Below are 24993 nucleotides of genomic sequence, written 5' to 3' on the forward strand. Positions count from 1 at the left end.
ATCAAGTGTTGGAGGTTGTCGTGGAAATCTCTCTGTTTACCGCAGCTTCAGGCATCTGAGGCGGTAAAGTTGGCCTGGGTGGGGCATCTGGGGTTAAACTCTCGACCTTAAAACTATTACAAAACTCTATCTTAGAGGAGATAGCAAATGCGTCAGACAATGATCGCACTAGCCGTAGCCGCATCCCTGGCGGTTGTGGGCGGTTGTGGTGAAAAGGCAAAGCAGGCTGAGGTAGCTAAAGACACTGTGAAAGCTGAAGAGTCCATGGCTGTTACTCCAGAGCACGCCAGTAACATGCTTCTTGCTGAGTGGACTGGTCCCTACGGTGGTGTACCTGCGTTTGACAAGATGAACCTGAAAGATCTCAAGCCCGCGATTGAGAAGGGCATTGAGATCAATTTGGCTGAACTTGAGGCCATTGCTGCCAACCCAGCCAAGCCCACCTTTGCCAATACTATCGTGCCGATGGAGCGCGGCGGCGCCGAATTGGGCCGTGCTACTGCTTACTACGGAATCTGGGCCGCTAATATGTCCTCTCCAGAGTTTCGTAAGGTCCAACAGGAGTTGGCACCTCTGTGGGCTGATTACGAGTCCAAAATTTACCAGAATGAAGCTCTGTTTAATCGTATCAAGGCCATCTACGACCAGCGTAACTCGATGGATCTGGATGCTGAACAAAAACGTGTTGTTGAGCTGATCTATACCCAGTTCTCTACTAACGGTGCCACGGTGCAAGGTGAAGCCAAGGAGCGCTATGCTGAGATCAATAAGCGCCTGGCCGAGCTTTACACCAAGTTTTCCAACAACGTGCTGGCGGATGAGGAAGGCTACGATATCTTCCTGACCAAAGATCAGTTGGCCGGCCTGCCGGAGTCCTTTGTTGCAGCTGCCGCAGCGCTGGCAGAAGAGAAAGGCGAGAAGGGTAAGTACGCGATTACCAATTCCCGCTCCTCTATGGACCCATTCCTGACTTACTCCGATGATCGCGAGCTGCGTAAGCAGGTGTGGACCAACTACTACAGCCGTGGCGACAATGGCGATCAGCACGATAACAACGCCATCATCGCTGAAATCCTGAAGCTGCGTGATGAGCGAGTAGGCCTGCAGGGCTTCGATAACTACGCTCAATGGCGTCTGCAGGACCGTATGGCGAAGACTCCTGAGCGCGCTATGGAGCTGATGGAGGCAGTATGGCCAGCAGCAGTTGCCCGAGTGAAAGAAGAAGTGGCTGATATGCAGGCCGTAGCCGATGCCGAAAAAGCCAATATCACCATTGAGCCCTGGGACTACCGCTACTACGCGGAGAAGGTTCGTAAAGCCAAGTACGACCTGAACTCTGATGAAGTGAAGCAGTACCTGCAACTGGACAACTTGCGCGAAGCTATGTTCTACGTGGCTGGTGAGTTGTTTAACTTCAAATTCACCCCGGTAAAAGAAGGCTCAGTGCCGGTATTCCATGAAGACGTTAAAGTCTGGGAAGTGAACGATAAGACCAGTGGCGAGCATATCGGCCTCTGGTATCTGGACCCATTCGCTCGTGCAGGTAAGCGCTCCGGTGCCTGGGCTACTATGTATCGTGACCACTCCACCTTTGATGGCAAGAAGAATGTACTGTCGTCCAACAACTCCAACTTTATCAAAGGCGCACCCGGCGAGCCTGTACTGGTAAGTTGGGATGATGCAGAGACGTTCTTCCATGAGTTTGGCCACGCGCTGCACTTCCTCGCATCCAATGTGACCTACCCAACCTTGAACAGCGGTGTACGTGACTACACCGAGTTCCAGTCCCAGCTGTTGGAGCGCTGGCTGTCCACCGATGCGGTAATCGACAACTACCTGGTGCACTACAAAACTGGCGAGCCGATCCCTGCTGATCTGGTAGCCAAGATCAAGAAAGCAGCCAAATTCAACCAGGGCTTCGCCACTACTGAGTACCTGGCTTCTGCCTTGATTGATATGAAGTTCCATACCGCTAATCCTGAAGGTATCGACCCCGACAAGTTTGAGCGTGAAACACTGGACAAACTGGGTATGCCGAAGGAGCTAGTAATGCGCCACCGCACGCCGCACTTTGGTCATATCTTCTCTGGTGAGGGTTACTCCGCCGGTTACTATGGCTACATGTGGGCTGATGTACTGACCTCTGATGCGTCTGAGGCGTTTGCTGAATCTAAAGGTGGTTTTTACGACAAGGGCGTTGCTGCCAAGCTGGTTGAACACCTGTTTGCACCGCGTAACGCTGTGGACCCCGCAGATGCTTATCGCGCTTTCCGTGGCCGTGACGCCAATATCGAAGCGTTGATGCGTGATCGTGGTTTCCCGGTACCAAAGAAAAAGGAAGGCTGAGAACTTAGTTTCAATAGCTCGTTCACGAAAAAGCCGCATCTTTTGATGCGGCTTTTTTATATGTGGCATATGGAAATATTTGACTCGCAAATAAATAATTCGTAAGCCAATAAGGGGGGCGTGAGTTTATATGCAAGCCTGAACGGGATATTAAAATTCAGGAGTTAAGCAGCAGTTTTTTCGGGCCCTCCAGCAGGCTCTGTGAATCTAGCACTTGTGCTCCTATAGTAGTTGAGCCATGAGTTGAGCCATGGTGAAATAATTTTGTTTTAACAATATAAGTTGACCAAACGTATGGCCAGGGTATAACAAGTAGGTCGGCAATAATCCCGATTGTATTGGATCATATGCGTCCTGCTGCTATAGGGCCAATCTTTCCAGCTGACCAGAGTTTCAGGCCAGCTGCCAGCATCCAGGTTGTTTTATAAGTTGATTATATAAATAGCAGGGGAGGTATTATATCTATTGTAATTTAGATACTTCTATTGTCATGAATTTAACTAATATTGTTGAAGCGAAAGCTAATGCTGCTGGAAATGGCAGATGAAAATATGGCTAGGATAAAATATATCCGGCTTAACTCGGAGTTTCCTTTGATCCCTTCTTTCGAGCTGCAAGTACAACCGGTGATATCAAGGCTGTAATAATAACAAAAATAAATAGATTGCCGCTCATAATATTGAAAACTTGATTGATTTCATCGATGGTCATGTTTTGTATGTAGTAACCAAAACCATACTCAAACAAAAATGTGAGAAAAGCCCAAAGTGAACCAAGTATCAAGCAGGTAATTATAGAGTCTAACTGAAAATATTTTACAGCCCTGTAGGCTATTGCAAATACAAGTGCTGATAGAGTCAATCCACTTATTGGTAAAGATAGTTTCTCTCCCAAATATGGAATTAAAATACTCTCTCTAAAAAATCCATTTGCAATTGCAGCCATAACCATGACAATCCAAGCAGTAGTGGCTTTAATGAGGAACATGGCTTGACGCATTGTGTGCTATTTTATCACAGGATTCTTAAAGAGAAACTATATTATTGAATGCTTGTTTGAGCAATAGTTTTATCTGGTTCAATTTGAAAACGTTTCTTCTGAAGTAAAATAGATAAACTATCCTTAATTCCGCACTTTTTAGTAAAAATATATATTCTTGATGTCAACGATATTGGCTTGAGTTCTTCCAGTGAAAAAGATCTTGAATCTAAGGTTTTCTGATGGTATGGGTTTCAACTTAGCTGTTTAATTCTATATAGAGCCTAAGCATGTCCTTGTGCTGCAAGTCATTTTCAAAAATTGGCTGATCATAATTATTTAGGAAATAATCCCTGATGACAGCTTCCACTCTAAAGCCATGGCGCTGATAGAAAGTTAACTGATAGCCAAAAGTGCCTGTGCCGAGTTCAACTCTATGGATTCCTTTTGAGGTTAGTTCCGAAAGTGAGAATTCCAGGAGCTTAGTGCCAATTCCTTGTTTTTGTTTCTCTGGGGAAGTAGAAATATTGAAAATCTCCGCAATGAATGTATCAACTCTATTTGCAACGCAAATGCCTTTAATATGGTTAGTGTCAATGGCTGCAAAGCACCAGGAACCTGGCAGATAGGAGCGTATATGTTTTTTGGATGGGTCGGCCACAAGTAAAAGTGAGAGGGGGACATCCTTTTCTGGTATTTGAGTATATTCAATCGTATTTTGATACTTCATATTGTCATATCGTGCACTAGGGTATGTTATCGTTGTCAATGCTTGAAGAGGCTCCCCTTTCCCAGTAATTTTTTTTGCTGGATCTTTTATGGCAAAGTTACTTATCAAGTTCGACAACTTTGCCAGCATTAACGATTTCCTTATAAAAGGGGGGTAGGGTTAGGCCAGTTTCTACAGCTTGCTGCAAAGCTGCTTCGTCATTTTTTACTTTTTGGAGTTTACTGCTTATGGCGTTCAATTGCTGTAAGGGTACGACAATAACTCCAGCTCGGTCTGCAATAATAATGTCACCTGAGCAGATATGGGTTGAATCAAGGTTTACAGGGAGGCCAGCTGATGCCGGGCCGTTTCTAGCTGGTGAATTCGGTGTAACCCCTTTGCAAAACACAGGAAGTGAAAGACGTTCTATTCCTTCTAAATCTCGAACCAACCCATCTGTGACAAATCCTATCACCCCTTTGTTTTTCATCATGCCCAGTACTAAATCGCCGATTACCGCTGTTTGAGTAAATGAATCTGTTGAGGCAACCACTATGTCACCAGGTTGCGCTACGTCGAGCGCTCCCAGAACACCAAGATTGTCCGCAGGGCCACATTCGCAGGTGACCGCTATACCGACTATTGAGGAGTCCATTGGTAATATCGGTTTAATAGCATGGTGTAGAGATCCGCGACCATCCATACAGTCGACAATAAATTCTGTTGGCGTATTGCGTAACACATTTATGTCGGCCTGAGATGGGCGGGTAAAGTTACGGTGTAGCTTGAGGGTTGGGCTGTCTTCTATCATGGAAAACGCAGCTATTTAGGATTGATAAGCAAAGATATAAGTACATCAATACCAAAGTGTCAAATTACTTAGTTTGTTCCTGCCACCCCTGGGAAAGCTAGTAGTAGCATCGTAAAGGGTTGGCAGTGTGAAGCATTGGATCTGTGATTAATAATTGGGAGTAAAGCTAATATGCTTATCAAGTACTTAGCTCTTCTGGATGCACTCTTCGAGAAACTCTGGATTCGATCATCTTATTATTTCCGGCTTCAGTCAAAAGCCAGTTTCCATCTCTATCAATAGATATCAAGCTTAACGCTATAAATTGAACTCGTATAGAGAATAATACTTGTTGATCTACTTTGAAATCTGAGGCATTCAGTTTACTTGATGTGGATCTATTAAATTCAGTTGCAATGAAATTGCTTACTAAATTTTCATGTGGTGAGCGCGTCAAGTATGGTGAGATGATTGAGAATAATTTACTCCATGTAGTCTCTGTTTTCCAGGTTTTATCAAGTATTTCATAATTGATACTACTTGCGTTAACAGAGTAAGTTCCTGTTATATTAATAGAGTCATGCCAATCTGCTAAGTCGGATAATGGAATAATAAACGAGCTTCTATTTAGGTTTTCGAGTTGCAATTTGAGTGAATCATTTAGCTTTCTTAAATTGTTGAGTTCTATAAGTAAATCTGGTGAGGCTGTTGAATTAGCTCTAACCCATCCTGTAGAGGGGAATATTTTTATTGTTTTATTTAAGCTAAGGGCGACTTCGCCTGGTAACTGCCTTGGGTCTGACCAAAATCGAACCAGTCTCCCACTACTAACTTTTTCTCTAAATTTATTTAGCTTTCTCTCAAGCTCTTCACTTTTTTCAGTCTTTGCTCTGGGTAGTAATTCAGGGGAGTCATGTAATAGAGCAATAACTTTGATTCCTTTGCTAACAGCATAGTCAAATTCTTTCTCAGTATAGCTAAGACCGTTATCGGCTATTGATCCATAGCGACCACCAATTATAAGCAGGTAATAGTCACAATCATCTATAACTCTCTGAATGAACTCCCATTGTTCTTCGTCTGCTGCAGGAAATAGCTCCATTCCAGCAGGGATACAATCCATTTCCATCAGGGTCTGAAGAACTTTCTGTCTCTCTTCTTTTAAATCAACATAGGTTGAGCTGACAAAAACTTGATATCTTTTATCCATACTTTAGTGTACTCAGGCTTTTGAAAGATATTTAAATAGATTTCTGATTAACGACTGTAAAAAAGGATGTAAACATTTTGCAAATGTATGAATATTTTATAAGAACCGAAATTTGTTGCTTAGAATTGCACTGTTTTTAGAGTGTAGGATCGGTTGGTGGTAGTAAAGATATTTAATATCGTGGCTGATCACTGGCTTTATATTCAAAGAACACACTGCAGTTTTATTGCAATTCTTGAGGGAGTAAAAAGCGGTTGTGACATCTAGCACGATTTTTTCTTCCTTGTGTACTTACATTGAACATATTAAGGGGTTCAATGTATCCCCCAGATTTTATCATCAAATGGAAATCATTTGGAGATCAGCAAACTCTATCACTGTCAGCCACTTGTTAAAAGGTCCCATCTGAATATCCTGTAATCTGGTGGGCTATTTTCATCTGTTGATAATCTTTTGAAGGTGGTAAGTCAGCTTTTTCTTACAGACAAACTGTTATTGAGCTTTTTGATGTATGGCAAGATGGTTGCTATCTGCAATATGTCCAAAGTAATATCTAGATCTGATATTTGATAAAGTTAGTTGTTGATCACTTACCTTTAAATTCTGTTTTTAATAATTAGATTTATTTTTTTGGGGGGGATTAAAGTGGATTTTGATACTTTTGGTTTTATACAATCCAGGTAGGCTTTTATGAGATGGCCTGGCCGCTGAGTCAAAGACTAGGTAAGCCTGGAACCTGAAGTAGAAATGACCTGGGTATTCGAATTTAGAGCACCTAAGATTATACATGAAAACAAGTTTGCTCATTACGCTATAGCATTTGGCTTTTTTAGGTCGTTTGCGGGCTCTTCCTAAAATTCTTGAGTGCTTACTGTAACTTATTGCAAAGGTAGTTCTTCAAAAAAGTACTTTAAGCCACTGCTGTTAAGAAAAGCCCATTATTCTTATCAGAAAGTGGTTTTATAAACCCTTTCCCCCTCAACCCAGGTTTCCATTACTTTTGCTTTCCAGATTTCTTGAGGGTCTATCTCAAAGATATTCTTGTCCAGTAAAATAAAGTCTGCGAATTTTCCGGCTTCAAGGCTGCCAATCATTTTCTCCTGGTGGCTGGCATAGGCTGCGTGAAGGGTGAATGCACGTAGCGCCTGCTCCAGGGTCATTGCTTCCTCGGTGCGCCAACCATCAGTGGGATTTCCCTGGCGGTCACGGCGGGTTACTGCTGCATGGAGTCCGAAAAGGGGATTGGCGGGCTCTACAGGGAAATCGGAGCCGGCAGCGATTGGTGTACCTTGATCTAATAGGGTTTGCCAGGCGTAAGCACCGATCAGGCGTTTCTCTCCCAAACGGTCACCAGCCATGTTTTTATCACTGGTGGCATGGGTGGGCTGCATCGAGGCAATCAGATTAAGCTGGGTAAAGCGAGGAATATCCTTCACTTCTATGACCTGTGCGTGCTCCACACGGTGGCGAAGCTGCTTCTGGCTTTCAGCCTTATCCAGTGTCTCCAGGTGATTGAGTACGATATGGTTGGCTCTATCGCCGATGGCATGGACATTCACTTGAAAATCGTTATCGGTAGCTAATTTAAGTAGAGAGAGCATTTTGGTTTCTGGGTAGAGTAGAAGCCCTTTTTCCGATGGACGATCGTGATAGGGTTCCAGTAGCGCTGCACCACGACTGCCCAAGGCACCATCGGCCGATAACTTAATACTGCGCATATACAGTCGATCTTCGGGACCGCCGATATGGCCGGCTTTTAGCAATTTGGCATAGTTGTGGCTGTCTACTGACAACATAGGGTACATCCGCATGGGGATAGCACCTTCTTTAGATAGTTCTCTATAGGCGTTAAGAGTTTTCTCGTTAATACCTGCATCATGCACGCTGGTAAGGCCCAGAGAGAGCGCCTTGGCGAAGGCATTCTGTAGGGATTTCTTTTCTTGGGTGAGAGTGGGGGCTGGAATGGCCTTTTGTAAAAGACCCATTGCATTGTCAATCAAGATGCCTGAAGGTTCGCCTTTGCTATTCCGCAGAATCTCACCGCCTTCCGGCGATTGGGTATTTTTATCTACGCCGGCGAGACGCAGCGCTTTGGCGTTGGCCCAACCGGCATGGCCATCTACCCGCCGTAGCCAGATCGGATGATCAATTTCCAGGGCATCCAATTGGTCGCTCGTGGGAAATTGTTTGCCTGGCCAGGTGACCTGATTCCAGCCTCTTCCTAGGAGCCACTCATTGGGCGCCAAGTGTTCGGCGTGGCGCTTGATGGACTTCAGGGCTTCCTCCAGTGATTGGTCGCGCAGGTCCAGCATAGTATTGAGCTGGCCCAGGCCCAACATATGGCCGTGGGCATCAATTAAACCGGGTAGTAGAGTTTTGCCATTGGCATCAATCTTGTCTGCATCAGGATACTTCTTATTCAGCTCGGTAATGCTGCCAGTTTCCAATACCTTCCCTTGATCGAAGGCCATGGCGCTGAACTGGATCAGGGCTTTATCGGTGGTTTGATAGCCTGAAAAATTGTGTATCACTGTTACAGCTTGGGCGCTGACAGACGAAGCGGCGAGGAGTGCTACAGCCAGAACGCGGGAAAGTCGCATAGTTGATAGCCTTTTTGTTTTAATTGTCAGCTATTCTATGGCGGCTTTAGCTCTTATGGAAAGGCAAACACGGGAAGCGGAATTTACTTCCCGTTGGTGATTGCCAGCTCTCTTATTGATCGGGGTCGATACGCAGTAACCTGCCTTGAGGGCCATCGGTGATCACATAGAGGGTACCATCTGCCCCGATTTCAGAGTCGCGGACTCTCTCGCCAATCACGATGCGTTGTTCACCGGTAAGCGCATCGCCCTCGGGGTCAATGACTCTTAAGTCTTGAGTGACTAATCCTGCTGAAAGCAGGTGTCCACGCCATTGAGGGAAGGCTTTGCCTGTATATACGGTGAGGCCGCCAGGGGCATGGGTATCTATCCAGGCAAGAATAGGGGATACAAATTCCGGATCGGCAATTTTGAAGGAGATATTTGAGCCATCGCGGTAGTCCCTGCCAAAAGTGACCCGTGGCCAGCCGAAGTTGGCTCCTTTTTCAAGTCGATTCAGTTCATCGCCCGCGGCGGGGCCATGTTCATTCGACCATACCACTTTAGTCTCTGGATCAATGGCGAGCCCTTGGGGGTTACGATGGCCAAAGCTCCAGATTTCCGGTTGGGCGCCTTTCATATCAATAAAGGGGTTGTCGTCAGGTACTGAGCCGTCAGGCTTGATACGAATTACAGAGCCAAAATGCGTATGTAGGTTTTGCCCCTGTTCGCGTGCAAATATATCCAGGTATGCCTGCGGGGGATTTCCTCCATCGCCGATGGTCGCCAACAGAGTACCATCGGGTAGGAATGCAAATCGTGAACCGAAATGCCGGTCATTTGTTTTCCCCTGGGCGGCTTTAAATATTTCCTCAAAGTCTTGTAGAGTGTCGTTCTGCCACTTGCCTCGGCCGATGGCAAGACGGTTGTCTTGCGTATTGCCGATTGAGTAACTGAAAAAGAGCAAATTATCCTTTGCAAAGTTGGGACTGGCTGCCACATCCAGGAGGCCGCCTTGGCCCTCAAAGTAAACCTGAACGGGAAAGTCTATGGGATCTGAGAGGTTGCCATCTTTTATGGTGCGTATTTTTCCATTACGCTGAGTGATCAATAAAGCGCCATCCGGCAGCAGTGCAATACCCCAGGGATATTCGATAGGGCCAGCTACCTGGCTCAGCTTTACATTATCAATGACAGGAATCGCACCGCGGGATATGCGTGTATCAGCAAAACAGTTACTTGCGATAATTGCGTAAATAAGTACAACTGTTGTCGCGATTGAGATCCTTCTCACTTTGCCTCCTGAAAAATGTTTCTGGAAGTGGGGTAGTCGGTGGGCGGAAACTCTTGAAGTATATCAGCGGTGAGGCTTCCAATAGATGCGGCAGGGTTGTATGAGTAGCGCCCTCAGTATTACGCTTAAATGTATATACGTCGGTTTAGACTTCCACTGATTGAAATAGCTTGAGGAGGCGGGATAAATGGCCCGCTGGATGATTGTTGCAGGGTTTATCTTGGTGGTCCTTGGTGTGCTGTTGCATTTTGCGCCCGGGCTGTTTAACTGGTTTGGGCGTCTGCCAGGAGATATCCGCGTTGAGTCCGGACGTACACGATTTTACTTTCCCATCGTGTCCATGATTATTATCAGTTTGGTGTTAAGTTTGCTGGTGAATCTCTTTAGACGTTAGTTTTTAAATTTAGCTTGGTAATTGATAAGACAGAACGTAGATAGTGAAATGTAAGAGGAAAGTCCCCACCAAATGAGTAATTGGTGGGGAGGGTGGCTTTAGTGCATATAGCGGAAGCGCATCAGCTTGTAGGGCGGTTTTGCGTTACCAAGACCTGAACTGAAGGCCGGGTGCTGGTGCAGTTGATCCTGAGTGATATAAACCCAGCCGTTGCTTACTGCCAAGCTGTCGGGCCATGAAAGCTGCTTGTCTTGCACCAGAATTTTATAATCGCCTTTTGTGGTTAAACCTATCGCATTATTTTGCAGGTCAGTAACGAGAATCCCATTCCCCGGTGCCATCACAATGCCATCGCTTGGATTCTTTGGTCCAAATTCTTCAATGTTAGAGGCAAGCTTCTTATTGGAAATTCTATGGTCAGCCAGTAGTGCTGCAGGTAAGCGGTATAGGGTATTACCACTTAAGGTGCCGAAATATAACCACTCACCCTGATCATCCAATGCTATGGGGTTCAGGCCAAAGCGTAAGCTTTTACTGGAATTTTCTTTGGTTTTTGCTGATAACAGTACGCCATCAATCACGACATCCTGGTTGGGGGGCATAAAAGCATCGGCGCTCTCCAGTACCCGTCGTGACTGCCCTGTCTTAAGGTCAACTACAATGATCGCCGGTTTAGTAGCGCCGTTGAAGTTACCAAAAGACATATCAGCGATATAAATTTTCTGACGCTTCTCATCCAGGGCAAAATCTTGTGGGAAAGAGTTGGTGAGTAGTGAAGATCTAGAAATTTCCAGTTGCCTGTGCAATTTATTATTTACGCTATCCCAGGCAACTAATTGAGTGGGGGAATTCTCACTACCCATATCCAAAATCCAGACAATCCCTTTACTGTCGGAGTGTATGCCAATAACTGAAGTAAAACCGACCTTACCGGTTTCTGGCCCATCGGCCCAATCGCGGTTGGGGAATGGCTGTTTGGTTCCGTTGGCCATTACTTCCATCACTTTCAATTTTGGTGCATCCAAAGGGTGCATGCTTACCAGAATTCGACCACTGGGAGTGACTGTAACGCCCGCCGCACGGGAGTCCGTAAACTCTGTAACCGTCTGCAGGGCCCCTGACTCAACTGCATAGCTCGAGTAGGATGCAACGCTGCCAATTCCGAGTAGGGCAAATGCAGCAATTAAACTGTTCAGAGATTTCATATTTAACTTTCCAAGTTTGAATTTCGAGAGGTTTTATTGGGTTTTTGATCGTGTGCGGAGCTCGTCCTCTAAAGCGCTCAATTTGCTATTGCCAATGTAAAGCTGTGAGAGGTCTGCCATGGCAGCATCACCAATTCTCTGTTTGGCATCTTTGCGGACGATAAGGGTCGCTTCATCTTGAGTGCCCAATAGCCCTTTGGGTTCTTTGAGGGCACGGATGGTGTAGCGGTTATGTAGAAACTGTGGATGCCATAGAGGAATGACAGTCCACCGGTTCTCTGCAACTGCCTGCTCAAACCGGTCGAAGCAGTCTTCCTCAGATCCAGGGCGAAATTCGTAACCGGCTTTGTCGAGCCCATATGCCTGGATCATCTTTGCGGAAAAACGGCTGATGCCGGCTCCAGGATTGATACCTTGTATCAATCGCTCCATACGGTTCAGTGCCGGTTCATGCAAAAGATCTTCGATAGTGGAAACCGCTTCTTCAGGCACATACTCAGGAACTCCCCAAATACAGTAGGGCTCATAAAGCACAGACACTTTTTCTACCTGATCAAGGAAGGGGTTTAAGTAGATCTCGTGGCTGGACGGCAGCCATGCCGAAGCCAGTAGATCGATTTCCCCTTTATTTAACATGTCGAAAGCGGCCTCGTGAGAGGCAGACTTGAAGCTCACCTCGTGGCCATAAGATTGAAGAATTTTGGCGACTTCCAGAGCGCTGGCCTCATGGAATGACAATGCGATGTGACCAATACGAATGCTTTTATCCATATCTCATCTCCCTGCAATATGCGTTGCTGACCGGATAGTAGTAACTGCTGATAGGAGTATTGTGGTCTCCTATATTTGCCGGATAAACTGTCATTTATCGAAATGAATATCCGGTTTAGACGTACAATGCTTCTTGCTAACCTTTCGCTGTTTCTTCAGATTGTCGAGAAAGGCAGTCTTGTATCCGCTGCACGTGACTCGGGCCTCTCCTCCAGTACAGTATCTGAGCGTCTTGCGGCCCTAGAAGCTCATTTTGGTGTCGTCTTGTTAAACCGAACCACGCGGGCGATCAGTCTCACCGACGAGGGGAGAACTCTGGTTGAGGGAGCCAAGTTGGTTCTTGGCGAAGTTGAGGACCTGGAGTCCCGTATCCGCTTGGGGGCGCAAACCCTTTCGGGAACGATACGGATTAGCGCACCCTGTGACCTTGGGAGGGCAATTGTTGCGCCCGAAATAGACCGTTTCTTACAGGACCATCCGGCGGTTTCGATAGAATTGCTGCTGTCCGACGGCTATGTAGATACCGTTGGTCAGGGTATAGATGTCGCGTTGAGGTTTGGATCCATCATTGACAGTTCACTGCGGGTCAGAACCTTAGGCAGTAAGCAGCGTATTGTTTGTGCCTCTCCGGCCTACCTGGAAAAGTATGGCTCTCCGAAAAAGCCTGAAGATTTAACAAGCCATAACTGCTTAGTAATGCGCTTTGGGGAGAATCTGGACAATAGCTGGTGCTTCAGAGAAGAGGTTAAAGGACAGAAAAGTGAAGTTTCAAGAGCGGTCACGGTGCGGGGAGACCGGATTACCAATGACGGTGAGCTAGCTCGACAGTGGTGCTTGAATGGACTTGGTATCATTTTGAAATCTGAGCTGGATGTCGGCTCGGATATCCGAGCTGGGAGGTTGGTTAGGTTGTTAAGCGAGTACACACCCTCCGCAATACCGCTGCAAATGCTCTTTCCACCGAGTCGCGCTCAGCCCAGACGTGTGGGTGAATTTGCAGATAGGTTGGCGCAGCGCTTTAAATCAATTGAAGTCGCTAATACTTAGTTCCTGAACGGATCTTATGGGAGTGCCGGAGTATTGAATATTTAGAAAATTTCAAAAACTTATATTTTTAGAAAACAGTTAACAGCTAAAAATATTTTTTTAATCTAAATTAAAAAAGGCCGCATGGGGGCGGCCGCAAGGGACTTATAGGAGAGTAGGAGAAAGACTTCTCCAGTAATCAAAAAAAGGTCATCCGTGACCCAGTTGATTACAGCCCCCGAAATTGCGCAAAGCGCAGAGTGACTTGTATTTCAGGGGCTTTGCTGGCCGTGACCAGCGACGGCGCTTCCTTGCGCCGCATCAATCCGGCTATCCACTAATTAGCCGGATTAATAACTTAGAAATCGTACTTAACGGATGCAGAAAAAGTGCGGCCCGGAGCAGAGTTTACGTAGATATCACTGCCTTCCTCCCAGCCAGCTACATTCAGGTAGGGCACATACTCTTTGTCGAGTAGATTGTTGACGGCCAGGTTGAGAGACATCTGCTCCATCAACTGATAACCCAACGTCCAGTCTACAGAACCATAGCCTGGAGCTTCTGTTTCTCCTTCATTTACCCGATCCATACGGTCCGCCCAGCGTACCAGTACCTGGCTGGAAAGTTGTGCGCCTGTGTAGCTGGCACCAATGACACCGGAAAGCGGGCTGATACTGGTGAGGTATTCGCCGGTGGTGTCGTTTTCACCGCGTTGATAGCTGGCATTCGCAAATAGCTCGAACGCTGGAGAAAGGTACCAATTCGCACTTAGCTCAACCCCTTTAATCGTCACTGAGTCGATGTTTTGGTACTGGTATTGCTCAAATACGTGAGAGAAGCTGCCATCATCGTTGAAGAAAGTTTCGCTGTTTATAAGTGCAGTTTCGAGGAAGTCATCGTACTCGGTGTAGAAAGCGGCAGTGCTAAAGGCAATCGGACCCAGATGTCCACGCAGACCAAGCTCGAAAGAGTCGCTGGTTTCTGGAGACAGGTCGTCAGCTGGCAGCACCTCGTAAGCATAGGTAGAGGTTGGTTGCAGGTAGTGCTCGATATAGGCCAAATCGTAGGCCGGCACTTTGAAACCCTGGCCGTACTGGGCGAAGACAGACAAGCGAGCGTTGAGTTTGTACAGGGCTCCCAGGTTGAAGGAGGTATTGCTTTCTTCAATTGTGGCAAAAGGAGTCCCGTCAGTTTTCTCAGCGCCGTTGGGGTCCATCTCGTACCAGTCGTAGCGTATCCCGGGGGTTACAACCAGCTGGCCATTGGCAAAAGTCATTTCGTCGTTCAGGAATAAGCCCGCGCGGGAAACTTCGTTTTCCGGGAATTTGTCAGTAGTCACGTCCATGGTGGAGCTGTCTTCCACTTCGCGGTACTGGTGTACGGTGCGGCGGCTTTCGGTTTTTTCCAGGTCGAGGCCATATCCCAGGGTGTGGGTTTCGCTCAGGGTCTTGCTGGCATTGGAAAGGAAGCCAATGGTGTCTTGACGGTAAAGGCTGGTCTCCCACATATCACGGATTTCGAAAACACCGAACATAGGAGCATTGATGTCCAGCTGACCATATTGTTCGTCTTCCTGTTCGGATTTGTTTTGGTACAGGCTGATATTCAGTTGGTCATAGACTGCGCTTGGGGTTTCGCTGTGGTAACGCAGTTGGTAAGCGCGGACCTTTTTATCAGAAACCGATTCTTCCTTGATGATGTTGTAGCCGTAATCAGCTAGTCCGCGGAAATAGTGGAGCAGGCCATCGGCGCTGTCGCCGGTACTTTCCTGGTTCCAGTGATCGATGCTGAAGCTGATAAAGTCCTCACCACCAAGGCTGTACTTGGCCTTGTATAGCAAGCTCTTCGACTCAATTTCGAAGGGGTCCTGGCTCTCATTGAAATTTTGCTGCTCTTCTCCTTCGCGGAAGGTGGTATGCAGCAGTTGCTCAAAATTGCCGGTGCGCAAGGCAAGAGCAGGTGATATGTGTGATTGATTGGTAATACCTGTGTACCCGGTTTTGATCGCGCCGCCGAATTGCTCACCATCCTCCAGATAGTCGCTGGCATCTTTGGTAGTGAAGACCACGATGCCGGCGAGCGCATCAGAGCCATACAGGGAAGAGGCAGCACCCTTGGCGACTTCTACCTGCTTGAGAGTATCTATTTCGATAAAGCCGCGGCCGATGATGTCATTCTGGCCATCGGCCCCATAGCCTTCGTTAACCCGCATACCGTCTTTGATAATCAGTACCCGGTCGCCACCCATGCCGCGTACCAGAATGTTTTGTGCACTGCCAGCAGCGCCGGTTACTTCAACTCCGGGCTCGTATTGGAACAGCTGATTCATATCGTTCAGCTGAAGCTGTTCAATTTCATCGGTAGTGACAACAGAAACACTTCCTGCGACATCTTTTAGCGGCTTTTCCGCGCGGCCGCTGACCACGATCAGCTCCAGTTCGCTGCTGGCTGCCGAACCTGAAGTTTCGGCATGCAGGTTAGCGGCGGATGCCAGGCCAAGTAGGGCCGCTGCAATTGGGCGAAGTTTCATGGTGTTGTCCTTGAGGTAATTTCTGTACTTCTGCTCTGGTTGGTCGGCTGTGAAGGTGTGGGTACTCACCAATGGAGCCAATTGGGGGAGGATTATAGGGATGATTTTTATAATGTAAAGCCAAATGCGAATCACTATCAATTAGATTAAATTTGACGTTGACAGGTAGTTCCGCTAGTTTCCGCGGCCATTGATACAGAGCGAAAGTGCTGGGCTGAGGAGGCTTGCAATGAACATTTCGATAATTGAGAACCTGATGGCCGATGTGGCTGATTTATTTATGGCCCCGGTATTGCTGGCGATTCTGGTCCTTTTTATCTACTCGCTTTACGCAACGGGACGCTTCATCTCTCTATGGATGCTGCGCCGGCGCAATGCTGTCGCTTACAGTTTGGCTCTGAAGCAAGGTCGGAAAGAGGGCCTTCCAGGCTACCAGGTGCACAATTATTACGTGCGACATCCTTTGGCATGTGATGACGAGCTGGAAGTTTTTGCACTTAAAAAATTGGAAATGCTACGCATGGTCACTCGTATCGCGCCCATGCTGGGCTTGATTGCCACCATGATCCCTATGGGGCCGGCGCTGCGTGCCTTGGCCGATGGCAATATCCAGGGTATCAGTGAAAACCTGATTATCGCTTTTGCTGCTGTGATCTGGGGTCTCGCGATTTCCACTCTGACCTTCTGGCCGGCCTCGGTAAAGAAGCGTTGGTTTGCCGCTGAGCTGATTAACATTCGCAAATTGAAGGAGGCCGCCTGATGCGCTTCCTGGATGAAGATGAAGAACTTAACCCGATTCTGAGTGCGGTTAACTTGATTGATGTCTTTCTGGTGATTATTGCCGCACTGCTCATCGCTATTGCACAAAACCCGTTAAACGTTTTTTCCAACGAAAAGGTCACGGTGATCAAGAATGCCGGTGAGCCCAATATGGAAGTCATTGTAAAAGATGGGGAAGAAATCAAGCAGTACAAATCCACCGGCGAAATTGGATCGGGAGAGGGCACTCGCGCGGGTGTTGCTTACCAGATGGCAGACGGCAGCCTGGTTTATGTGCCGGAAGGAAAAGAAGAGTCCGCAAAAGACAAGGCTGTAGGGGGTAAATAGTCATGTTGAAGAAGGTGTGCATGCAATTGGTATGCTTCATCGTAATAGCCTTCACTGCGATGATGGTGCAGGCCAGCGATAAGCCCAAAGTTTTGTTGATGATGTCCAGTCATACAGCGAAAGCCAAAGGGGAGCTGTTATCTGATTTGGCTGCAGATCAGCCGTTTACCCTGGAGATTTTTAATAGCAAAGGTAAGAGCGAAGAGCAAATAGCGCAGGCTTGGGGTTCCTCCAATTTGGTGATGCTGGATGGTATCAATCCGGCACTCTCCCAATTTATGTTTGGAAAATACCAACCTCTGCTAACCCAGTACCCCAAAGTGCCAGTGGTTTCCCTGGGGGATGCCGATAACGCCTCCATGAACCAGGGGCTGACCTCTGAACAGCACCAATCCATCGCTGCGTATTTCAATAATGCTGGGCGTCAGAACTACCGGCATTTGATGCAGTTCCTCTCCGCGGGAGTCTTTGGCCTTACCGAGCTGCCTGTAGCCGATCCTATTATTGTGCCCAAGGTGGGTTTTTATCATCCGCGCCTGCCAAACCTGGTGACTGACAGCGAAGGGGATTTCTTTAAGTGGCTGCAGGTATCAGGAGAGCAGCCGGTTATAGGCCTGGCTATCCATCGCTCAGTAGTGGATTACGAGCAGCAGCAGGTTGTAGATGCAATTTTGGCTGGCCTGGAAGAAAAAGGTGCTAAGGCTTTTGCCTTTTTCTTTGAAGGTGAGGACCTGCCGCTTTCCTACCCTGATTTATTACAGGACGAAGCAGGGCAAACACGTATTGATCTGATGATCAATTACCGCTCTCTCCATTATGTGAGTAAACGTCGCGCAGAGTTCGAAAAGCTGGGCGTTCCAGTTATTCACGCTCTGAACTATACCGAGGGTAGTGAAACGGATTACCTTGCTGATAATAGTGGGGTTTCCCCTTCATTAACCCCATTCTTCCTGGTAATGCCTGAAGATACCGGCAGTATCGACCCGGTAATTGTTGCGGCAAGCGAAGATGGCAATAAGGTTGTGATGGCAGATCAGCTCAATGCGCTGGTGGAACGCGCGTGGAGCCATGCTTCTCTTGGCTATAAAAAAAATAGCCAGAAAAAGGTGGCTACCTTTATCTGGAACTACCCTCCCGGTGAGAAGAATATTGGCGCGGCCTTCCTCGATGTACCTTCCTCCATCGAGTCTATCGCCAAATCTATGGCGGAGCGTGGCTATCAAATAGAGCAGCAGGACTCCAAGATCCTGATCGACTGGGCCGGCCAATTGCTACGCCCCTATTATCGTCGTGAAGACAGCACTGCGCTGATTGATAAAGGTTTGGCTGACTGGATGCCACTTTCCACCTACGTCGATTGGTTTGATAGCTTGCCGGCCTCTGTGCGTGACCCCATTGTGGAGCGATGGGGTAAGCCGGAAGATAATGCCATGTTGGCAGACCATAATGGTGAGCGGGCGTTTGTGATCCCACGTATGACATTGGGTAACCTGATTGTCCTGCCGCAGGGGGTGCGCGCGGATAATGCAAAAGACCATGCATCCCTGTATCACGATATGAAAACCCCGGTAAACCATGCCTACCTGGCGGTTTATCTCTACGCGCGTAAAACTTTCGGGGCCGATGCCTATATTCACTTGGGGACACATGGTTCCCAGGAATGGTTAACCGGTAAGGAGCGCGGGCTCTCTGTGTTCGACGCCCCAAATTTGGCTCTGGGAAATATCCCGGTATTTTATCCCTACATTATTGATAATGTAGGCGAGGCTATGCAGGCCAAGCGTCGCGGACGTGCGACTATGATCAGCCACCTGACACCGGGCTTCGCTAAAGCGGGTCTTTATGCCGAAGTGGCCGAACTCTCTGAGTTGATTGGTAATTACCTGATTCTGGAAGAAGGGCAAACCCGGCAGAATACCCAGGAGCGCATTATCGCCCTGGCGGACAAGCTGAATATGCTCAAGGATCTGGAAATCAGCGCTGAAACCCTGCGGGCTGATTTCGGTGGCCAGCTCAGTCGTCTTCAGGACCACTTGGCCCAACTGGCTGAAATGAGCCAGCCACTGGGTATCCATCGTTTTGGTCAGCTGCCCAAGTCAGGGCATCTCACCAGCACCATGCTGCAAATGCTGGGTGAAAACTTTATCTCCGCCGCCGGCCAATATGAGAGCGACCAGGGCCTGAGTTTGCCGCAGGATCAGGTGCTGGATGAACGCAATGTAGTCGCCTTGGAAGCACAGCCGGGTTATCAGCTGTTAAATGCCTACCTGGCTGGCCGCAAGTTGCCAGAACTTTCTGAAGAACTGCAAAATTACCTGCAGCAGGGCCGGGAGTATGCCGATAACTTTGCCGGTATTGCTGAGCTACAAAACCTGATGCTGGCGCTCGACGGTGAGTACATTCCGGTGAGCTATGGGGGTGACCCTATTCGCAACCCGCAGGCAGTGCCTACCGGTCGCAACCTGATTGGATTCAACCCTGCCAAAGTGCCGTCCAGGGAGGCTTATGAGGCCGGCGTTCAACTGATGGAACAAACCATTGCCGACTATCGGGAAAGACACGGCCGTTTCCCGGATAAGCTGGCATTCTCCCTTTGGTCCCTGGAGACGATGCGCCACCAAGGTGCGTTGGAAGCGCAAATACTGCATGCGCTGGGTCTCAAGCCCAAATGGAATCAGCAGGGCAATGTTACTGGAACTGAGGTGATTCCCTATTCAGAGTTAAAGCGCCCTCGTATCGATGTGGTGATCTCTGCTACGGGCCTTTACCGCGATGCTTTCCCTAATGTGATGCTGTGGCTGGCGGAAGCCATCGATAAAGTGGCGCAGATGAAGGAGGAGAACAACTTTGTTTATCGCCACAGTCAGGCCTTACTGCAACAGCTAAAGGAAGAGGGCAGCTCCGAGGAGGATGCCCGCTATCTTTCCTCCGTGCGTATTTTCTCCAATGAAAGTGGCAATTACGGTACCGGCCTGAATGGTGCCAGCCTGGCTTCCGACAGCTGGGAGACAGACGACAAGCTGGCCGATCTGTATATGCGCCGCATGGGGTTTGCCTATGGCAAGGATGAGTCCCGTTGGAGCGAGGACCAGCGTAATGTTGCACTTTATGGCAAGGTGCTTTCCGGTACTGATGGGGTCATTTTCTCACGTTCCACCAACCTCTACGCGATGATGACCAATGACGATCCTTTCCAGTACTTTGGTGGTATGGGGCTAGCGGTGCGCAATCTCGACGGTAAGACGCCAGAGATGTACGTATCCAATCTGCGCCGTAAGGACAACATTAAAACCCAGACCCTGGGAGAGTTTGTCAATCAGGAAATGCGCAGCCGTTACTTCCATCCCCGCTGGATTGAGGCGATGCAGGAATCCGGCTATGCCGGCGCAACGGCAATTCTGGATCGTGTGAACAACATGTGGGGCTGGGAGGTGATGACCCCGGAAACCATTCGCGACGACCAATGGCAGGAGATGTTTGAAGTCTACGTGGATGATAAATACCAAATGGATATGCGTGAGTTCTTTGAGGAGCACAATGCGGAAGCCTTGGCGCAAATGCTGGAGCGCATGCTGGAAGCTGTGCGAAAGGGTTACTGGCCTGCCGATGCAGAAACGCTAAGGAAAATGGTTGAGACTTACACCGAACTCGCCAACCAGCACGACGTAGCAACAGACAATGAAAAATTTACTGATTTTGTGAATCAGCAGGCCCTTGGATTTGGTCTTGCCACGCTTGTAAGTGGCCAGACGGTAGATAATGTCGCTAACAGCGCTCCCGCGTCTCAGCAAGTTAGTGGGCAGAAACTAGAAGAAGTAAAAGAGCCCGCAGCTCAGGATAAGCCCCAGGACTTCTTGTGGTTATTACTGTTGGCAATTGTTATCACCGGATTTATTAGCGTATTTTTTGAGCGCTTTTTTGAGGGGGGAGGGCAGCGAGTGACCCATGCCTAGGCATTGGGCATTAGCCTAGGCAATAAAAGCCAATCCTAAAGTCACTTTTTGATCAGTTAAGGCCAGCAATTCTTACCAGCGTTGCTGGCTTTTTTCTTTTTCGGTAAAAAAATTTTTGAGCCAATGTTGTTGTCATTTTTCAGGAACCTGTCGATATTTTTTCCTATCCAGCAGGTAAAGTCAGAGAACGCTCACAGGCTATCTATACGGGGATGACATTTTTGTGAAATATTTCTGAAAAATTAATTGCGTGGAAATTAGCATTAAGCGTCTCAGCATAGTGGTCCATGTTAAGAAAGGTTAAGTCTCGATTTTGGTGTAGCTCATTAAGTAATCAGCACTATTGGGATTTTCTCTGAACTAACATAAATATTTTGCAGTGAGAAGCTAATGAGAAAAATAATTCCACTGATTGCTCTCCTTTGTGCGGGAGGGTATTTCTTCTGGGCAAAGAGTCAAACAGATAGCCCACAATCGATTACTGAAAAACCAGTCTCACCTCCCTCCAAGAAAATTGTTCCAACTGAAACTAAATCCATTGAAGAAGTGGTAGAAATGCCTTCCGTCAATGAGCAAGAGGCGAACCCTGATAGTGCCTTGATGTGGGCAGAATCGGATGTCGCAAGGCAGGTTTTACATGAGTCAGGACGCTTGCCGATCGATTTAAATGGAGAGACATATCTTGAGATCGATGTAGAAGCTCTAAAGAAGTTATCTATTGGAGACTATGTCGATATAGAAATGCCCGGAGTGAAGGGAAGCTTCGATGCCCAGGTGGATAAAGTCCAGGAGCATGCCAGTGGTAATAAAAGTGTGCAAATGAACTTGCCCGGTTATGGCAGCGTGTATTTTGTAAATTTCACAATTGGCAAAAACTCGGTTTATGGCAATTTAACATTGCCTTCAGGCTCATACTCCCTAGAGGCGCAGGGAAATTATGCCTGGGTGGCCTCGAAAAAAGATCTAACCAGGAGTCACTTGGAGGAAGAGGTAAAATTAAAGTGAGAATTTATCTAATGTTGGGGCAGGAGTTTTCTGACCTGGCTAACAGCAAAGGGAGTGCTGTTTGAGGTACCTGTTACTGCCAGAAGCAATTGCTTTTACAGGTGGAGAAGAGAGCAGGGAGTAATCTGTTTTCCAGTTAGGGCAAGTAAATTTTGTGATTCGATCAGTTTAACTGAAGATGTAACCGGTTTCATTGGTTGGATTGCAAAGATTGGGGTAAATAATTTAATAATAAAAGGAACTGCTATGAAGCTAAGAAATAGTTTGGCTGCCGCAATAACGGCTCTCACCATCTCTGGGGCGGCAAGTGCGGAGACGATAAAAATTGCGGTTTGGTATACCGATCCTGCGGCTCAGTATACCGGGGATATTTCCGTAATGGTCGATAATCTGATCAGTACCTCTAACCGTATCTACGAAAATAATGGTCTGGATATTCAGCTGGAATTGGTAGACTCTAGAGAATATTCCAAAGAAGATCTCCTCATTAATGGGGACAACCTCAATGAATTTTCTGGCTTAGCTGAGTACTTTGCCCAGGATAGTACGCCGACCTACGATGAAATTGCGCAAGTTGCTCCCGGCCCAGTTGGGGTGCAGCGTCAACTTTTTGAGGCCGATATGGTTGCTCTGTTAGGTAAGGGAGAACCAGTTTGGGAAGATGGGAATTTTCTTGGTACTCGTTGTGGGGTAGCCTGGGGCGGAATAGGTAGTCGCGGTGTTATGGACCCTAGTGCCAAGCGCTTGGCCTATAGTTTGACCGCAGTTGATTGTGGGGGTACTGATCTTACATTTATTCATGAGTTGGGTCACAACATGGGACTGACTCATTCTCGCCAACAGGGTGATACCAGTGGTTATGTTTACCGCTGGGGGCTTGGCTACGGTGTAAATAACAGCTTCTCCACTATTATGGCGTATCCGTCAGCATTTGGAAGCGCTGAAAGACTGGATACATTTTCTGATCCAGACAAACTCTGCAACGGGTTACCGTGTGGCGAGAGAAATCGAGCTGATGCTCACAGAGCATTGGAGCCGATTATTGATGATGTAGCTGGCTATTATTAATCTACTTTTACTTTCTTGATCTGTTAAGAAGTTATTGACCGTTAACTCCATTGTTTTGGGGAGGGCTTTGCCCTCCCTTTTTTTGTTCTCTTGCTTTTTGCGTGGCTTGTTTTACAGGTGTTTTTTATCTTTTGGCGCAATTGATTGGCTTTCTTTTTTGGTTATAACTTTATAACCATTTAAAGTCGTTAAGTGGATGAACTTCTCAATATTTTTAAGGGCGATATTTGTTGGTTGCGATAAAGTTTGCAGTTTTTTTTAAGGTTTTGTGGCCGGCTCCAATTTTGCTTATTTTTCTTATCTGTGAAGTGTTTTCAAAAAAATATTTTGAGGTCTTGATACCATTCTTCGTCTGAAGCTGTTCGGGTGCGTTGAACGTTAGGTGCCTTGAACGTGGGTGGTGAATTACCTGGGGCGGAATGAGTGGTCGCGGTGTTGCGGATCCAGCGCTAAGTGCCTGGTCTATAGTTTGACCTGAATTGATTGTGGGGCTACCTATCTTGCGTTTATTTATGAGTTGGGCTACAACATGGGGCTGACTTATTCTTGTTATCCAAGTGATGCAATTGGTTATGTTTACAGCTGGAGGCTAAGCTGCGGTGTAAATAACAGCTTCTCCACCATTGTGGTGTATCCACAATATACGGAAGCGCTGAACAACTGGATGCATTTTTAAACCCGGATAAAATCTTCAAAGGGTTGCCGTGTAGCGAAAAAATCGAACTGACTCTTACAGAACATTGAAGTCAATTATTGATGATGTAGGCGGCTGTTGTTGATCTAATTTTACTCTCTTGATTTGTTAAGAAAGTACTGACTGTTAATTCTATTATTCCAAGGAGGGCTTTGCCCTCCTTTTTTTGTTCTATTTTTTTGCCTGGTTTATTTTGCAAGTACCTTTTCTGTCTTTTGGTGTAATTAATTCGCTCTTTTTTTGGTTATAAATATATAACCATTTAAGGTTGCTAAGTGGATGAACTTCTCATTATTTTTATGAGCCCATGTTTGCTGGTTGCGATGCGGTTTGCAGTTTTTTAAGCTTGGTTTTTATGATTTTACTTTGATCATTTTTATTTTTTTCTTATCTGTGAATTATTTTCAAAAAAATTTTTGAGGTCTTGATACCATTCGTCGTCTGAATCTGGTCGGGTGCGTTGGATGTTGGGTAGTGAAATTTCCTGGCTGAAAATTACGGGAATTTATTACTTCTGGAAGGTGGGGTTTCAGAAGTTTTATTTTAATAAGTGAATTTTGGGGTGTGAGCCGTGAAAAAGTTGATATTTCTTATTTTGGTGGTCTTGCTGGGAGCTGGATATTATTTTTGGCCTAAAGGGCAGTCTAATACTGAAAGACAGGTCGCAAAAGTTTCAGAGCCTAAGATATCTATTGATAGAGCTCCTGTAGAGGACTCCTTAGATGAAGTTGTTGAAGGTGAGGCGCCTGCAATGGATGAGCCTCTAGAAGAAGTTGAAAGTATTCTTTGGGAAGAGTCAGAATTGGCCAAGCAGGTTCTTCATGAGAATGGTCGCCTGCCAAAAGATCTTAAGGGTGAAACCTATCTTGAGCTTAACGTGGATATGTTGAGGAGTTTAGAGATAGGTGAGTATGTCGATATGGATCTTCCCGGTGTGGAGGGTGACTACGATGCACAGGTGGGCAATATCCAACAGCATGCAAGCGGAAACAAAAGTTTGGAATTAAACTTTCCGGGGCATGCAGGTCTGTTTGGGGCCACAATAACGCTAGGAAAGGATGTGGTTTATGCTCAGCTGAACCTGCCGTCGGGCTCTTACACTATGGAGGCGCAAGATGGTTTTGCATGGATTGCGCCTAATGGTGCGTTAATACAAGGTCATGTAGAAAAAGGTGACCTACGTAGAAAGCCATCCTCTCGAGGAAAAAAGTTGGAAGGCGGAGATCTTTTAGTAGAGGATGAGCTGTAAAGAATCTAAAGGTGAGGGACATATAGTTTCGAATCTTTAGGTCGACAAGGGATATGTCTAGATGTAGCCCATAATTACCAAGAGT

General features: G+C 47.0%; 18 protein-coding genes. 9 read left to right on the forward strand and 9 right to left on the reverse strand.

From position 1 onward, the window contains the following. Positions 1-147 precede the first annotated feature (147 nt). Complete coding sequence (locus tag ACJJI7_RS15215; RefSeq protein WP_020414938.1) at positions 148-2346, forward strand: M3 family metallopeptidase; 2199 nt, start codon at positions 148-150, stop codon at positions 2344-2346. Between the two features lie 576 nt (positions 2347-2922). Here the strand turns inward: ACJJI7_RS15215 and ACJJI7_RS15220 are convergent. The 6 genes from ACJJI7_RS15220 to ACJJI7_RS15245 form a co-directional block, all read right to left on the reverse strand. Further along, positions 2923-3345, reverse strand: a complete 423-nt coding sequence (locus ACJJI7_RS15220; protein ID WP_444901806.1) for a hypothetical protein — start codon at positions 3343-3345, stop codon at positions 2923-2925. A gap of 238 nt (positions 3346-3583) precedes the next feature. Then, complete coding sequence (locus tag ACJJI7_RS15225) at positions 3584-4183, reverse strand: GNAT family N-acetyltransferase (protein ID WP_444901805.1); 600 nt, start codon at positions 4181-4183, stop codon at positions 3584-3586. After that, on the reverse strand, positions 4152-4844 hold the full coding sequence (locus ACJJI7_RS15230) for an RraA family protein (RefSeq protein ID WP_020414941.1): 693 nt from the start codon (positions 4842-4844) through the stop codon (positions 4152-4154). Before ACJJI7_RS15230 ends, ACJJI7_RS15225 begins: the two co-directional genes overlap by 32 nt. 178 nt (positions 4845-5022) lie before the next feature. Then, a complete protein-coding gene (locus ACJJI7_RS15235; protein WP_444901804.1) occupies positions 5023-6033 on the reverse strand; it encodes a DUF4062 domain-containing protein in 1011 nt (336 codons plus the stop codon). A 947-nt stretch (positions 6034-6980) separates the two neighbouring features. After that, a complete protein-coding gene (locus ACJJI7_RS15240) occupies positions 6981-8633 on the reverse strand; it encodes an amidohydrolase (protein WP_020414943.1) in 1653 nt (550 codons plus the stop codon). A 112-nt stretch (positions 8634-8745) separates the two neighbouring features. Then, positions 8746-9906: a PQQ-dependent sugar dehydrogenase gene (locus tag ACJJI7_RS15245; protein ID WP_444901803.1), complete on the reverse strand. Its 1161-nt coding sequence runs from the start codon at positions 9904-9906 to the stop codon at positions 8746-8748. A gap of 187 nt (positions 9907-10093) precedes the next feature. Between ACJJI7_RS15245 and ACJJI7_RS15250 the strand changes: the two genes are divergently transcribed. Beyond that, positions 10094-10300, forward strand: coding sequence for a DUF2905 domain-containing protein (locus ACJJI7_RS15250; protein ID WP_020414945.1), 207 nt, complete (start codon positions 10094-10096; stop codon positions 10298-10300). A 98-nt stretch (positions 10301-10398) separates the two neighbouring features. Here the strand turns inward: ACJJI7_RS15250 and ACJJI7_RS15255 are convergent, their stop codons facing one another. Both ACJJI7_RS15255 and ACJJI7_RS15260 read right to left on the reverse strand, forming a co-directional pair. Beyond that, positions 10399-11505, reverse strand: a complete 1107-nt coding sequence (locus ACJJI7_RS15255; protein ID WP_444901802.1) for an L-dopachrome tautomerase-related protein — start codon at positions 11503-11505, stop codon at positions 10399-10401. A 33-nt stretch (positions 11506-11538) separates the two neighbouring features. Continuing rightward, positions 11539-12276 carry a glycine betaine ABC transporter substrate-binding protein gene (locus tag ACJJI7_RS15260; protein ID WP_020414947.1) on the reverse strand — a complete coding sequence of 246 codons (738 nt, stop codon included), beginning with the start codon at positions 12274-12276 and terminating at the stop codon, positions 11539-11541. 126 nt (positions 12277-12402) lie between these two features. On the opposite strand from ACJJI7_RS15260, the gene ACJJI7_RS15265 reads away from it, so the two are divergent. Further along, positions 12403-13323 (forward strand): LysR family transcriptional regulator, encoded by a 921-nt coding sequence (locus tag ACJJI7_RS15265; protein ID WP_444901801.1) that lies wholly within the window; start codon positions 12403-12405, stop codon positions 13321-13323. A 337-nt stretch (positions 13324-13660) separates the two neighbouring features. Here ACJJI7_RS15265 and ACJJI7_RS15270 read toward each other — a convergent pair whose 3' ends face one another. Then, positions 13661-15832 carry a TonB-dependent hemoglobin/transferrin/lactoferrin family receptor gene (locus tag ACJJI7_RS15270; RefSeq protein ID WP_444901800.1) on the reverse strand — a complete coding sequence of 724 codons (2172 nt, stop codon included), beginning with the start codon at positions 15830-15832 and terminating at the stop codon, positions 13661-13663. 229 nt (positions 15833-16061) lie between these two features. Here ACJJI7_RS15270 and ACJJI7_RS15275 point away from each other — a divergent pair, with 229 nt between their 5' ends. The 6 genes from ACJJI7_RS15275 to ACJJI7_RS15300 all read left to right on the forward strand — a co-directional run bounded on the left by ACJJI7_RS15275 (position 16062) and on the right by ACJJI7_RS15300 (position 24908). Further along, on the forward strand, positions 16062-16592 hold the full coding sequence (locus ACJJI7_RS15275) for a MotA/TolQ/ExbB proton channel family protein (protein WP_020414950.1): 531 nt from the start codon (positions 16062-16064) through the stop codon (positions 16590-16592). After that, positions 16592-16939 (forward strand): DUF2149 domain-containing protein, encoded by a 348-nt coding sequence (locus ACJJI7_RS15280; protein WP_020414951.1) that lies wholly within the window; start codon positions 16592-16594, stop codon positions 16937-16939. Before ACJJI7_RS15275 ends, ACJJI7_RS15280 begins: the two co-directional genes overlap by 1 nt. Before the next feature lie 20 nt (positions 16940-16959). Continuing rightward, entirely contained in the window at positions 16960-20892 is a 3933-nt protein-coding gene (gene cobN / locus ACJJI7_RS15285) for a cobaltochelatase subunit CobN (RefSeq protein ID WP_475717082.1), read from the forward strand. Between the two features lie 390 nt (positions 20893-21282). Continuing rightward, positions 21283-21897, forward strand: coding sequence for a protease inhibitor BamI-like protein (locus ACJJI7_RS15290; protein ID WP_444901798.1), 615 nt, complete (start codon positions 21283-21285; stop codon positions 21895-21897). 246 nt (positions 21898-22143) lie between these two features. Beyond that, positions 22144-22965: a reprolysin-like metallopeptidase gene (locus ACJJI7_RS15295; protein WP_444901797.1), complete on the forward strand. Its 822-nt coding sequence runs from the start codon at positions 22144-22146 to the stop codon at positions 22963-22965. 1265 nt (positions 22966-24230) lie between these two features. After that, positions 24231-24908 (forward strand): protease inhibitor BamI-like protein, encoded by a 678-nt coding sequence (locus tag ACJJI7_RS15300; protein ID WP_444901796.1) that lies wholly within the window; start codon positions 24231-24233, stop codon positions 24906-24908. Positions 24909-24993: the final 85 nt, after the last annotated feature.

The organism is Microbulbifer variabilis (assembly GCF_056232115.1).